The organism is Thiolapillus sp. (genome assembly GCF_048562965.1).
Taxonomy (GTDB): Bacteria; Pseudomonadota; Gammaproteobacteria; order Chromatiales; family Chromatiaceae; genus Thiolapillus; species Thiolapillus brandeum_A.
On the sequence record NZ_JBHNMF010001471.1, the window covers coordinates 1 to 612 of the forward strand.

The window sequence follows — 612 nt, forward strand, 5'->3', positions numbered from 1 at the left end:
TTATCTTCTGCTTCCTGGGCGGCTGGCCGGTGAAACGGGCGATGAGCTTCATGATGTAGTCGTAGTCGATGAGCGCAGAGTCGAACAGCACGAACTCGAAATCGAGCTGCCGGATGGGGTCGTTGGGGTCTGGCGTCTTCTCCTGCCTGGCTTTGAGCTCCTGGGCAACATCGAGATAGACGCCCCTGAAGGCGCGCAGGTCATCTTCCGGCAGCAGTTTATCAATGGTCTCGCGCAGTTCAGGATCGAGATCGGTGTACTGGTCGAGCTGGGTACGGATGCGCTGCACTTCCCTGAAGCAGTTGATGAAGGTGGCGCGGGCCTCGTCACCCTTGAGGCTGGCGACTTCCCCGGGCCTGCAGTCCACGCCCTGGGATTGCATGAAGTCTTCGAGTTGCTGCACGGCTTCGCTCAGCTTTTCCACCACCACGGGGGCCGGGTCCACCAGCCAGATTTCCCGGGCCCGCTCGCCCGCCTCGCCGGAGAACAGGGCGATGGCATCGTCAACGGCTTCCCTCTGGGCGCGGAAATCGAGGATGTTTCCGCAGGGCTTGGCGCCGTGCAGCACGCGGTTGGTGCGCGAGAAGGCCTGAATCAGGCCATGGTACTTGA

Annotated in this window: 1 protein-coding gene; it reads right to left on the reverse strand. The window is 61.9% G+C overall.

Features of this window, described 5'->3' with window-relative positions:
- The coding region (locus ACOCD2_RS24995) for a type I restriction endonuclease subunit R, EcoR124 family (RefSeq protein ID WP_419626362.1) at positions 1 to 612 on the reverse strand (612 nt) is incomplete at both ends.